Source organism: Desulfovulcanus ferrireducens (assembly GCF_018704065.1).
GTDB classification, from domain to species: domain Bacteria; phylum Desulfobacterota; class Desulfovibrionia; order Desulfovibrionales; family Desulfonatronovibrionaceae; genus Desulfovulcanus; species Desulfovulcanus ferrireducens.
In genome coordinates this window covers 1-12,728 of sequence record NZ_JAGUQP010000042.1, presented here as the reverse complement: position 1 = coordinate 12,728, position 12,728 = coordinate 1, and the positions used below count along the sequence as shown (strand labels likewise).

The following is a 12,728-nucleotide window of genomic DNA, read 5'->3' as shown; positions in this document are numbered from 1 at the left end:
GACCAAAAGCTGAGTTACGGTGTCTTGATGCACCAGAAAGTTGAACGGTCTGTCACGCCTAAATTCTTATTTCTTTATCTCTTAAATTTGAAAACAGGTGATGTAAACATACGAGAAAGTTGAGTTTTTTAACCCTAACTAAATTCAGCGTTTTTTTGCAGTTTAAAGTTTGGGATTGCTTCGCTCCACTTCGTTCCTCTCGCAATGACAGGGGTAGGATTGTCACTGCGAGGGCAGCGAAACTGCCCGTGGCAATCTCTCCCTTTGGGTAAAAATCGCTAAATTTAGGTTTAAGAAAAGATTGCTCCCAATCACTCGTTCTTTTCTTTACCGTCCACAACACTTTTTATATTTCTTACCACTCCCGCATGGGCAAGGTTCATTGCGCCCGACCTTTGGGCTTTTACGCTTTATCGGTTTCTTTTTAGGCTGATCATCACCGCCAACATATTGCAAATCTTCCTGTTCTCTGTGCTTGAACTCCTCTTCTTCTACCTTGGTCTCTATACGCAAATGACATAAAGCCCGCAGGGTATTCTCTTTGATACGAAAGAGCATGTCCTGAAAAAGCTCAAATCCTTCGCGTTTATATTCCTGTTTGGGATCCTTTTGCCCATATCCGCGAAGACCTATCCCCTCTTTGAGGTGATCCATATTCAACAGATGCTCTTTCCAATTCCTATCCAGGCTCTCCAAAAGAAAAAAGCGGAGCACTTCCTGATATTGTTCCCCGACATCCTCTTTTAACTTGTTGAGAATCTGCAGGACACCTTCTCTGGCCTGTTCGCGATCAGGCAACTCATCTTTTTCGATAACCTTTTTTAGACCAAAAATATCATCCAGTTTAGACCAAACCATTTGCCTGGTTTCTTCATCCGGACCTTCTTTGCCAGCTTCATCTATTGGTGCGTAAATTTCATCCAGGAGGTCATCAACAAATTCCTGGATAATATCATCCAGTTCTTCGGCCATCATTATTTCCCGGCGCTGAGCATATATAGCCACCCGCTGTTGATTCATGACGTCATCATATTCCAAAAGTGTCTTTCGGATTTCAAAATTATGGTTTTCTACCCGGCGCTGGGCGTTTTCAATGGCCTTGGAGATCATCTTGTTTTCAATAGGCTGCCCTTCCTCCATACCCAGTTTATCCATCAGCGAGGCAATGCGGTCCGAGCCAAACAGACGCATCAAATCGTCGTCCAGGGCAAGGTAAAACCTGGACGAACCAGGATCTCCCTGACGACCACTTCGGCCACGAAGCTGATTGTCAATACGTCTGCTCTCATGCCTTTCCGTGCCCAGGATATGCAAACCTCCCAATTCGCGAACACCAGGTCCAAGGACAATATCCGTACCACGGCCTGCCATGTTGGTGGCAATGGTCACCCTGCCCTTTTCACCGGCCTTGGCCACGATTTCAGCTTCCTTTTCATGATGCTTGGCATTTAACACCTCATGAGGGATGCGCATTTTTTTGAGCATACGCGATAATAGCTCAGACTTTTCAATGGAGGTAGTACCCACCAGTACTGGCTGGCCTTTGGAGTGCAGTTCTTTAATCTCCTCAGCTATGGCCCTGTATTTCTCTTCCTGGGTTTTATAAATTACATCAGGATAATCCTTTCTAATCATGGGCTTGTGCGTAGGAATAACTATCACGTCCAAATCATAAATCTGCTTGAATTCAACCGCTTCAGTATCAGCTGTACCTGTCATTCCAGCCAATTTTTCATACATCCGGAAATAATTCTGAAAAGTAATAGAGGCCAAGGTCTGGTTCTCTCCCTCTACCTTAACCCCCTCTTTGGCTTCCAGGGCTTGGTGTAAACCATCGCTATACCTACGCCCGGGCATAAGACGACCAGTAAATTCATCCACAATAATCACCTGGCCATCTTTAACTATGTAGTCCACATCCCGCTTAAACAGATAGTGGGCCTTGAGAGCCTGGAGAATATGATGCTGGTAAGTAATGTGGCGCGGATCAAACAGGTTATCTATTTTTAAAATCTCCTCCACTCTTTGGACGCCCTCATCGGTCAGGGTCACTGACCTGGCCTTTTCGTCAATGGTAAAATGCTCTTCTTTCTTCAGGCTGGGGATAATGTTATTGATACGCACATAAAGAGCAGTGGACTCTTCAGACGGCCCGGAAATAATCAAAGGAGTCCTGGCCTCATCAATGAGGATAGAATCCACCTCGTCCACAATGGCATAGTAGAGTTCCCGCTGGACCAGTTGTTCCGGGTAAAACTTCATATTGTCCCGGAGATAGTCAAACCCGAACTCATTATTTGTCCCATAGGTGACATCTGCTGCGTAGGCCTCTTTCCTTTCCTCATCGCTTAAACCATGTACTATGACTCCAACGGACAACCCCAAAAAATTATAGAGTTTGCCCATCCACTCGGCATCACGCTGGGCCAGGTAGTCGTTCACCGTGACCACATGGACACCTCTACCGGTCAAGGCATTAAGCACTACAGGCAAAGTGGCCACCAAAGTCTTACCCTCACCTGTCTTCATCTCTGCAATCTTGCCCTCATGGAGGACAATTCCACCTATCAGCTGAACATCAAAATGACGCATATCAAGAACCCGCTTGGAGGCCTCGCGGACAATGGCAAAGACTTCGGGCAAAATTTCATCTAATTTGCGGCCATTTTTCACTTCCTGACGAAAATCAGCTATTTTTTGCTTCAACTGATCATCACTAAGCCCTTGTATTTCCGGCTCAAGGTCATTAATCCTGGCTACGATGGGCTGAAGTTTTTTTAAATATCGCTCATTCTTGGTTCCAAAAAGCTTCTTTACAATCATTCCAAACATATCTTTACCTCTTGAATATAAGTAATTTGGGAAGTTAGAAAACAGGGAAGTCAGAAACTTCCACGGCGGTAAAAACTATCTTCTCAACTTCTTATTTTCTTTTACTCAGTCCTTATAACCTCGAGCCAATGACTTACACGCATATTATCCGGTTTGGTAGCTTTAAGCTGCAACACACACCCATTACAGGACGAAAGGATATGTACCGTGCCGTCATTTATATCTAAATTTTGCCAAAATAAAGTACTTACTTGCCTGCTTAAATCCGGGGCTTCGATTTGTAAACTACCACCTAGACCACAACAATACTCCTCATTTAAAGTTAACTTCACTCCGGCACTCTCAAATTTCTCCTGCCAGAGCCTGGCTTCGCCTTCTCTTGCATGACAGGGCCTGTGCCACAAAATATGCTCCGGCCTATCCCCATCAAGCGTCCAGGTAGCATAATCTATTAACCCCTCAAAAGATACAATGCTCTCCTTAAACTTTGAAAAATTCGTATCAAATATATCTTTTAACCCATGGTCGCATGTAGCACAAAAAGTAACAATCTTGGGTTGTCCCAGCTTTTTCCAAAGAGCAAAATTTATTTCCTGGCATCTCTTTTGCTCGTTTAGTAAGCCGGCCCCCTTGAAGGTAAAGCCACAGCAGGCCCAGTCAGGTGTTGGCAAAAGTTGATAACCAAGGCCCTTGAGGAGCTTTTCTGCCTTTTCAAGTAAATGGGGCCAAAAAATACGCCCAAGACAACCGGGGAAAACAACTACTTTTTTTACATCCTCTCTCTCAGCAACAGAGGCCTCACGGCTTAAACCTTGTGTGACCTTCGACATTTCTATTTTCAGCCAGGGCTTGACTGTTTCGCCCCTGGATATTGCCGTCAGGTATTTTCTCCTCCCTGCCGGTAAAAACGGACCAAGAACGCGTTCTGTAGCCGCCAAAGGCAACGCCTTGGGCAGCAAAAAACCATATTTGACTAACCTGGCCCATATCCAGGCCCTCCAACCGGAACACTCGGACTTTATTTTAGATAAGCGTCCCGGAACATCAACTTGCTGTGGACAAACCCGGGCACATTTGCCACAACCGGCACAGAGGCCTGCTAACATTCGCACCTTATTTAGTAGTCGAGGGTCAGAGGTTCGAACCTCGCGAGTCATATACCTGGACAATAAATCCAAATTCTGTAACATGACCGCCTTGGCCCTCGGACTCAATTCCTCGGCATTGGTGGCTAAAAATACAGGACACACCTCCAGGCAGCGGGCACATTGAATACATTTAGCCTCGCTGACCGTTTGAAAAGAATAAATACCCGTTGCCTTAATCATAATCTTTTTTTACATTATTTATGTCCCATTGACTAGAGAGTCAAATAGTTAACAATTTCAAGAAGTTAAATATCACTAGACAAAATCTAATCTATCACTTAAACTTTAATGTTTTTAAAAAAAGTTGCTTATGAAAATAATAAGTGATGTGCACAAACTGCAGCATATATGTCTTGACCTGCGAAGCCAGGGTAAAAAAATTGCTCTCGTGCCCACCATGGGCTATTTTCATGAAGGGCATTTAAGCCTGATGCGCTGGGCAAGACAAAATTGTGAACAACTCATAGTCTCCTTATTTGTCAATCCTACCCAGTTTGCACCAAATGAGGATCTTGAAGCCTATCCGCGCGATCTGGACCGGGATAAAAAACTAGCCCAAAAAGAAAAAGTCGATATCCTGTTTACTCCCAAGCCTGAAGCCCTTTATCTACCAGGCCATTGCACCTGGGTTGAGGTCCCGGATCTGGCACAAAATCTGTGCGCAAAGGCCCGGCCCACCCATTTTCGGGGGGTGGCCACTATTGTCTGCAAACTGTTTAACCTGACCTTACCTCATCTGGCTGTCTTTGGACAAAAAGATTGGCAGCAGTTGACAATTATCAAACGCATGGTCAAAGACTTGAATCTTCCTATAGAGGTAGTCGGCAGGCCTATTGTACGCGAACCAGATGGACTGGCCATGAGCTCCAGAAACACCTATTTAACACCCGCTGAACGAAAACAGGCCTCTTTTATCTATAAAGGCTTGTTAATGGCCCAGACTATGGTTAAACAGACTCATGTGCAGGCTGAAACAATCAAAAACGCACTGAAAGAATTTTACAAAAAAAACTTACCTTCAGGCAAAATAGACTATATTGAACTGGTCCATCCGGAACAATTGACTCCCGTGTCTCTGATAGATCAACCAACCCTCTTGGCTGTGGCCATTTTTCTTGGCCACGCCAGACTGATAGACAATATCGTACTTCGTGTTTAGTTAAGCATAAAAAAGCAAAAAACTAACCAAGTTAGACTCATCATCCATTACGAATCACGAATTACGGAGAATTAATATGGCTTTAAGAACCTTTTTACAATCTAAAATTCACGGCGCCACCCTCACCGGTGCCAATGTCGAATATGAGGGCAGCATCGCTATCTGTCCGGAACTGATGGAGGCTGCAGGCATTTTGCCTTTTGAACAAGTTGATGTTTATAATGTCGACAACGGAGAAAGGTTGACCACGTATGCTATCAGAGGTCAAAAAGGTGAAATTTGTTTAAACGGGGCGGCAGCCCACAAAGGTAAAGCCGGGCAAAAAGTAATCATAGCCTCTTATATTCAACTAGAGCCCTCTGAGATCCAGGCGCACACTCCCAAACTTGTCTTTGTTGACAACCAAAACAGAATCAAGAGGTTTGTCCGTGGTTAAACAAAATGAAAACCCAAATATTTTTATCCGATTCAAGGACTTTTTAAAAACTAACCTCATTGCGGGTCTTCTCTTTCTAACCCCCATTGCGGCCACTTTTTACTTTTTAAAAATTCTTATAAAGTGGCTTGACCAGATTTTGCTCATCATTCCAGCCCAGTATCGGCCAGAAAACTTCTTGCCTTTTCCAGTACCCGGATTGGGAGTTATCGTCCTGGTTATTCTCCTGATCATTACAGGCTTCCTGGTCCGCAACTATTTGGGGAGTAAACTGGTTTCGTTATGGGAGAGGATCATCAACAAAATCCCCTTCATAAACAAATTTTATACCTCAGTAAAACAACTGATAGAAACTCTCGTCAATGGCGCGGGAAAAGACTTTAAACGGGTTGTCCTTGTTGAATTTCCCCGCGATGGTGTTTACTCACTGGCTTATGTAACAGGAGTGGCCGTGGGTGAGTTACAACGAAAAACCCAAAAAAAAGTAATAAATGTCTATGTCCCCACTACCCCCAACCCCACATCCGGGTATTACCTGGTGGTTCCGGAAGAAGATGTCATTCCTCTGGACATGAGCGTGGAGGACTCGTTTAAGCTGCTTATCTCAGGTGGGATAATAAATCCCGAAGACCCCAATCAAGGAGGAGACAAATGATCGTCGCAAGTGACCGCTATTTGTTTACATCGGAATCAGTGACCGAAGGCCATCCGGACAAGGTGGCTGACCAAATTTCTGATGCTGTGCTGGATGTAATATTGGAGCAAGATCCTCAGGCGCGCGTGGCCTGTGAGACCTTGGTCACCACTGGTCTGGCCTTTATAGCCGGAGAAATTTCCACTACTGCCTTTGCTGAATTTCCCCAGATTGTCAGAGAGACAGTCAAAGAAATCGGCTACGACAGCTCAGATGTAGGTTTTGACTATGAAACATGTGCTGTTATCTCATCCATAGACAGGCAATCGCCAGATATTGCCAGGGGTGTAAACCGACAAAAACCAGAAGAGCAGGGTGCAGGAGATCAGGGCATGATGTTTGGTTTTGCAGTCAATGAAACCAAGACATTGATGCCTGCTCCTATTTACTACGCCCATAAATTATCCAGGCGATTGGCCTACGTACGCAAAAACAATATCCTGGATTTCTTGAGACCCGACGGCAAAACAGAAGTTTCCGTAGAATACATTAACGGTAAACCAACCCGGATAGACAATGTGGTCATTGCCTGCCAGCACAATGAAAATATATCTTATGCAGACCTTGTAGATGCCGTCAAAGAAGAAGTTATCTTCAAGGTTCTGCCAGAAGACATGCTGGATGAAAACTTGCGTATTTTTATCAATACCACTGGCCGCTTTGTCATTGGCGGGCCTCTGGCCGACTGCGGCCTTACCGGACGAAAAATTATCCAGGATACCTATGGAGGCATGGGAAACCACGGTGGCGGTGCCTTTTCCGGTAAAGATCCGTCCAAGGTAGACCGCTCAGCTGCTTACATGACCAGGTATATTGCCAAAAATATCGTAGCTGCCGGACTGGCTGATAAGTGTGAAGTCCAAATTGCCTACGCCATTGGTGTAGCTGAACCAGTATCTGTTCTGGTCACTTCCTGGGGCACAGGTCAAGTACCGGATGATGTTTTAACCAAAGCGGTTAAAGAAGTCTTTGATCTCCGCCCCTATTACATCATAGAACGTCTTAACCTGCTAAGGCCCATCTATAAGAAAACAGCCTGCTATGGTCATTTTGGGCGAGAAGATGTGGATTTTACATGGGAAAAGACCGATGCTGTTGATGATTTGAGAACAGCCTGTAAGATATAATAATGACGCGGATACTCGCGGGATAACAGAGAGATATGAAACGAAGAAAGGGGAAAGCCGAGTAAAAAAATAGTAGGCTTCCCCCTTTCTTCGTTTCTACCCTTCCCCATTAATCTAATAGCGATAATGTTCTGGCTTGTACGGCCCGTCAATTGGCACGCCTAGATATTCTGCCTGTTTTGGGGTTAACCGTTCCAGTTTTACCCCTAACCGCTCCAGATGGAGCCTGGCCACTTCCTCATCCAGTTTTTTAGGTAAAACCATCACCTTAGGCTCATACTTATTTTTGGCCAATTCAATCTGAGCCAGCACCTGGTTGGTGAAGCTGTTACTCATGACAAAACTGGGATGCCCTGTGGCACAACCCAGGTTGACAAGCCGTCCTTCGGCCAGGACGATTATAGACCTGCCTGATTCCAAAATCCATTTGTCCACCTGGGGTTTGATATTAATTCTCTTGCACTTGGGATTATTTTCCAGGTAACTCATCTCTATCTCTGAATCAAAGTGGCCGATATTACAAATGATGGCCTCATCTTTCATCCGCTCCATATGCTCACCGCGAATAACGTCACAGCAACCCGTAGCCGTAATAAATATATCTCCAATTGGAGCGGCTTCCTCCATTGTGGTTACTTCATATCCTTCCATAGCAGCCTGCAGGGCACAAATAGGATCAATCTCTGTTATCAGTACTCTGGCCCCGTAGCCGCGCATGGATTGAGCGCAACCCTTACCCACATCTCCATAACCACAAACCACGATCACCTTTCCTGCAAGCATAATATCAGTGGCCCTTTTGATCCCATCAGCCAGAGACTCACGGCAGCCATAAATATTGTCAAATTTTGATTTTGTAACGGAATCATTAACATTTATAGCCGGAAATAAGAGCTCGCCATTTTTCTCCATCTGATACAACCTGTGTACACCAGTGGTGGTCTCCTCTGAAACCCCGCGAATATTCTTTGCTATACGTGTCCATTTTTGGGGATCGTTTTTATAACTCTCAGCCAAACGATCCATCACTATCTGAAACTCTTTATTGTCCTGTTTCTCATTCAAAAGCGAAGGGTTCTTTTCCACCTTTACCCCTTGATGTACAAACAAGGTGGCATCTCCACCATCATCCACGATCAAATCCGGACCGGAACCATCCGGCCAGGTCAAGGCTTGCTCGGTACACCACCAGTACTCCTCCAAAGTTTCTCCTTTCCAGGCAAAGACCTTGGCATACCCCTTCTTCACTACTGCCGCTGCCGCGTGATCCTGGGTAGAAAAAATGTTGCAGGAAGCCCAGCGAATATCAGCGCCCAATTTGTATAAAGTCTGAATAAGCATGGCCGTTTGAATGGTCATGTGCAAACTGCCCATGATCTTTAACCCTTTTAAGGGCTTTTCTTGACCATACTTTTCCTGCAATGCCATAAGGCCTGGCATCTCATTCTCTGAGAGAGCCATTTCTTTCAGCCCCCATTCGGCCAGACCAATATCAGCAATCTTATACTCCAAAGTTGGATCTAATTTTAAAACCATTAATTCCTCCCTAGTTATTTATTAATTATCATTATTGAGAATCCATTGATAAAAAATTTTCTATCGCCATCTCACTAAAAACTCAAGTCGGATTTGAACAATTGTCACATTGTAAAACAAAAAATAAAAAAAATGTTCACAGTGAAAATTGTGATGGTAGTTGACAAATAATAAAAATTGTCTCAATTTTTAAACTTAAGCATTCAACAATTAAATGGGTTAGTATAAAAAATGCGATCCTTTGCCGAAGCATTAAAAAAACAATTTTCCAGTGAGGAAATTAAAAACAACTTTCGCCTGGCTCAGCTCTGGAACAATTGGTCAGAGGTCGTTGGGTCAAAACTAGCGGACCTGATCAGACCCTTAGGGCATAAGCAACACACCCTTATTTTAGGGGCAGACGATTCTATAGTCATCCAGGAAATGAATTTCTTTGCCCCCCAAATCTTGGAAAGGGTCAATGATTTTTTAGACCAACCTTTTTTTGACAAGATACGCTTCGAGCTGATAAAGGGCAGAACCCCGTTGGATCAACAATTAGTCATAACACCGGTCAGACAACGATCTTTAAAAAAGCCCCAAAATCTAGGCAAATTGTTGGATAAATTACCAAAAGATTCGCCCGTTTATAAATGCTATAAAAAATATATATCTATGTTTGAGGTTTAAAGTTTAGAGTTATGGCAATCATCTCAATAAAGTCGGAAAATCATGCTTTTTAACGTAAGAAACCATACTCAAGAAGCACAATTCCGCAAAAAACTCTAAACTTTACACTTTAAACTCTTTAGGAGGACTAGACATGAGTGAAGAGATCAAATTAGAGCTCAAGAAACCACTAGACAAAATGACCGCTAAGGAACTGCGCCAATTGGCCATGGACAAGATTCCTCAGATTACTGGTGCCTCTGGAATGGATAAAGATGAGCTACTGGCAGCCATTAAAGAAGTTTTAGGAATCTCTGATGATGCTGATGACAAAACATCTCCCTACAAAGCTCAAATCAGAGACCTCAAGAGGCAAATCAAGGAATTAAGAGCCCAGAAGCTGGCCTTGCCAAAGTCTAAGCGGGCAGAACGGGAAAAGCTGCGTCGAAAAATCCACAACTTGAAGAAACTGACCCGGCGTCTTGCTGCAGCTTAAAACGAGATAAAAACACGGCCTCGTCAGTTCGATGAGGCCGTGTCAAAAAAGAAAATACTCAAAAATCGAGCATCAAAATTTTTAACTCCCTTCTTCCAGATCTCATTCTGGATTTTAAATAAATCCAGGCTTAAGCCGAGTTTATTGCTCCGCTCCATGAGCCTAATCATCTGGCTCCAATCTTGTGCATAAAAACATCTCCACAAACCATCCTCAACTTGTCTGGAAATCTTCTGTCGCCAAAAAGGATTTTCGGACAAGAACATTTTAAAATAATCAATAAAATTTTCCCGTTCCAACTCCTGAAAAAATATATGGTGCAAAATCAGTGCAGGGAGAAAATCTTTAACCTGATCAAAAACTTCTGTTTGTCCTTCTTCCCATTGCTGAAAATAAGGAACCAACTCTTCTCCTACCTTTATCAGCCCTGACCACAACCAGTCCTGTTTTTGTCTGGCAAGCTCACAAAGTAAAAATTTATTTAGTTTGGGTCCAAGCACTTTTGAAGATATTTCATACTTTCCTGGCCCTAATTCAACCTTTTCTTCTTTCAACAGCTTTGGCCAGATAATGGTCATATGTTCCTTTTCAAAAAGGAACTTAACCCCCTTAAAATCAGGCTGGATATTGTTTTTACGCAGGGTAAGAGCAAAGTTAACCAGCTTTTTTCTACTCATCTGGCCTGGCTTAATCAGGGTCATCCAAATCTGCCGGCCATCTCCTATAGCCTCGTCATTGGAAAATGCTTCCTCTAAAATATGCACAACCCCCTCTTCAATGTCAGGTCCGTCCAAATCCTGCATAAGCTCCATACTGCGCAAGGCACAACTTAGACTATTTAATGGCTCAATTCGGCCAATATCATCAAAGAACCAGGCACAGCTTGCAAAACTGGCCAAGGCAAAGCGTTGCATCTCCAGAAGAGAAAAAGCCCGGCTCATATCTTTTTTTGAAAAGCCGGACCGTAAATACGTATGTGCAAATTCTTCCTGCTCTATCATTCCGCATAGACACTTCCCATAATCAAGTAAGGCCTTATTGGGTTTCTCAAATAATCCCCTGCCCAAGCGTCTAAAATGCTCGTCCACATAATATTTGAGATAATTCAAAGCCCGTCGCAAGGGTCTTCGCCAGTGCTGCCGCCAGTCCGGGTGCCTGCCAGCACTACATCCGCAATCATCCTGCCAGCGTTTTAGCCCATGAACGCAACTCCAGGAAGTTTTTTCCCTGATTTTTACTTTTTTTTGCGGTGGATTTTGCTGAAGATAATAAGCCAGGTTGACCAGGTCTATGCCGTCTCTTTTTTTCAGAGCCTGCTCAATGACATAGGCCAGGGCCATTTCTGCAAACTTGAAATGATGACCATAAGACTCCCCGTCTGTGGCCAGAGTCAAAAGTCCCCCTAAATGATCAGACGTAATTTTTTGCCAAAATCCCTCACCATCGCTTAAATAATCGTCAAAGGCCACTCCATGCGACAGAGGACCATTATAAAAAAAGACTGCTATAGTTTTTCCGGAAGGTAAATTGACTAAATAGGGCAGGGATGTATCCAGGCTCGTTTCATCCACAGGTGTCCACTCTTCACTGTTAAGCTCAGCAACAGCCATAGCCTGCCTGGGAGCAAGAATGGTAAATTCAATTTTTGCTCTGGCCAAGGCCTCCAGAGTGGGAATGTCCACCGCGGTTTCTGGCAGCCACATGCCATCGGGCTTACGTCCAAAACGATGCTCGAAATCTGCTATGGCCCAGGAAATTTCCACATCCCTGTCCAAATCAGTGGTCAAAGGCATAATTATATGATGATAAGACTGGGCCAGTGCATTACCAAAACCAAGCCTTTGCACACTTTTCTTATCGCCTTCGATTACTCGAGCATAGACCTGAGGAGCCCTATCTTCCATCCAGGTGAGAAGAGTTGGTCCCACATTAAAACTAATCCATTCATAACAGTTGATAATTTTAAAAATCCTGCCATCGTGACTAAGCCTGCGAGCAAAGGCCAGAGGTTCATAGCACTCCCTGGCGATACGCTCATTCCAGTTAGCAAATGGCGCAGCACTGCCTTCCGGCAAGACCTCTTCCAGCCAGGGATCAAAACGCGGGGGTTGGTAAAAATGGCCGTGAATACAAAGGGATTTAAAATGCTTCATAATTATGATATACTTGCAAAAACTAAATTTTTGCAGGTATTGTTGAATGTTTTATGTTGAATGTTAAACTACTTTAAAAAGTTAAGTATCCAGCAATTTTAGCAAAATAGCATATTTTGACTTTTTACAGGAACATCTCTGAATAGAGAAGCAAATTGAGGACTTCCTGAATAATCAGGAATTAACCTTTGCTATTCTTTAGCTCATTTTATGTCAATTCGATTTACAATTTGCGCCCGGTCCAGGGAAACACACCTAAATTCAAAAATTCTCGCGCCAAGACGCAAAGACGCCAAGGGTAGAAATAACGAAAGCGCAGCCCTGTCAGCAACCCTTGCCTTTTTAACAAAATCAAGGCAAAGTTCTAGTTAATAACTCAACTTTCTCGTATGTTTACATCACCTGTTTTCAAATTTAAGAGATAAAGAAATAAGAATTTAGGCGTGACAGACCGTTCAACTTTCTGGTGCATCAAGACACCGTAACTCAGCTTTTGGTC

At 43.7% G+C, this 12,728-nt stretch carries 10 protein-coding genes; 6 read left to right on the top strand and 4 right to left on the bottom strand.

Features of this window, described 5'->3' with window-relative positions:
- Positions 1-327 precede the first annotated feature (327 nt).
- Together secA and KFV02_RS10985 are read right to left on the bottom strand one after the other, a co-directional pair.
- Complete coding sequence (secA, locus tag KFV02_RS10990; RefSeq protein ID WP_252381604.1) at positions 328-2,832, bottom strand: preprotein translocase subunit SecA; 2,505 nt, start codon at positions 2,830-2,832, stop codon at positions 328-330.
- Between the two features lie 101 nt (positions 2,833-2,933).
- Positions 2,934-4,160: a (Fe-S)-binding protein gene (locus tag KFV02_RS10985; protein WP_252381603.1), complete on the bottom strand. Its 1,227-nt coding sequence runs from the start codon at positions 4,158-4,160 to the stop codon at positions 2,934-2,936.
- A gap of 130 nt (positions 4,161-4,290) precedes the next feature.
- Between KFV02_RS10985 and panC the strand changes: the two genes are divergently transcribed.
- The 4 genes from panC (at position 4,291) to metK (ending at position 7,396) form a co-directional block, all read left to right on the top strand.
- Complete coding sequence (gene panC, locus KFV02_RS10980) at positions 4,291-5,139, top strand: pantoate--beta-alanine ligase (protein WP_252381602.1); 849 nt, start codon at positions 4,291-4,293, stop codon at positions 5,137-5,139.
- A 76-nt stretch (positions 5,140-5,215) separates the two neighbouring features.
- Positions 5,216-5,575, top strand: a complete 360-nt coding sequence (gene panD, locus KFV02_RS10975; protein ID WP_252381601.1) for an aspartate 1-decarboxylase — start codon at positions 5,216-5,218, stop codon at positions 5,573-5,575.
- Positions 5,568-6,230 (top strand): DUF502 domain-containing protein, encoded by a 663-nt coding sequence (locus tag KFV02_RS10970; RefSeq protein ID WP_252381600.1) that lies wholly within the window; start codon positions 5,568-5,570, stop codon positions 6,228-6,230. The genes panD and KFV02_RS10970 overlap by 8 nt, the downstream gene beginning before the upstream one ends.
- A complete protein-coding gene (gene metK / locus KFV02_RS10965) occupies positions 6,227-7,396 on the top strand; it encodes a methionine adenosyltransferase (protein ID WP_252381599.1) in 1,170 nt (389 codons plus the stop codon). The genes KFV02_RS10970 and metK overlap by 4 nt, the downstream gene beginning before the upstream one ends.
- Before the next feature lie 114 nt (positions 7,397-7,510).
- Here the strand turns inward: metK and ahcY are convergent, their stop codons facing one another.
- Positions 7,511-8,932: an adenosylhomocysteinase gene (ahcY, locus tag KFV02_RS10960; RefSeq protein ID WP_252381598.1), complete on the bottom strand. Its 1,422-nt coding sequence runs from the start codon at positions 8,930-8,932 to the stop codon at positions 7,511-7,513.
- 231 nt (positions 8,933-9,163) lie between these two features.
- On the opposite strand from ahcY, the gene KFV02_RS10955 reads away from it, so the two are divergent.
- Complete coding sequence (locus KFV02_RS10955) at positions 9,164-9,601, top strand: DciA family protein (protein WP_252381597.1); 438 nt, start codon at positions 9,164-9,166, stop codon at positions 9,599-9,601.
- Between the two features lie 133 nt (positions 9,602-9,734).
- Positions 9,735-10,076 (top strand): hypothetical protein, encoded by a 342-nt coding sequence (locus KFV02_RS10950; RefSeq protein ID WP_252381596.1) that lies wholly within the window; start codon positions 9,735-9,737, stop codon positions 10,074-10,076.
- Between the two features lie 23 nt (positions 10,077-10,099).
- Here the strand turns inward: KFV02_RS10950 and KFV02_RS10945 are convergent, their stop codons facing one another.
- On the bottom strand, positions 10,100-12,229 hold the full coding sequence (locus tag KFV02_RS10945) for a DUF3536 domain-containing protein (RefSeq protein ID WP_252381595.1): 2,130 nt from the start codon (positions 12,227-12,229) through the stop codon (positions 10,100-10,102).
- Positions 12,230-12,728: the final 499 nt, after the last annotated feature.

Excerpts from the sequence above, each read along its gene's own strand:
- KFV02_RS10950 (WP_252381596.1), top strand. The coding sequence starts at position 9,735 with ATGAGTGAAGAGATCAAATTAGAGCTCAAGAAACCACTAGACAAAATG.
- metK (WP_252381599.1), top strand. The coding sequence starts at position 6,227 with ATGATCGTCGCAAGTGACCGCTATTTGTTTACATCGGAATCAGTGACC.
- panC (WP_252381602.1), top strand. The coding sequence starts at position 4,291 with ATGAAAATAATAAGTGATGTGCACAAACTGCAGCATATATGTCTTGAC.
- secA (WP_252381604.1), bottom strand. The coding sequence starts at position 2,832 with ATGTTTGGAATGATTGTAAAGAAGCTTTTTGGAACCAAGAATGAGCGA.
- ahcY (WP_252381598.1), bottom strand. The coding sequence starts at position 8,932 with ATGGTTTTAAAATTAGATCCAACTTTGGAGTATAAGATTGCTGATATT.
- KFV02_RS10985 (WP_252381603.1), bottom strand. The coding sequence starts at position 4,160 with ATGATTAAGGCAACGGGTATTTATTCTTTTCAAACGGTCAGCGAGGCT.
- KFV02_RS10955 (WP_252381597.1), top strand. The coding sequence starts at position 9,164 with ATGCGATCCTTTGCCGAAGCATTAAAAAAACAATTTTCCAGTGAGGAA.
- panD (WP_252381601.1), top strand. The coding sequence starts at position 5,216 with ATGGCTTTAAGAACCTTTTTACAATCTAAAATTCACGGCGCCACCCTC.
- KFV02_RS10945 (WP_252381595.1), bottom strand. The coding sequence starts at position 12,229 with ATGAAGCATTTTAAATCCCTTTGTATTCACGGCCATTTTTACCAACCC.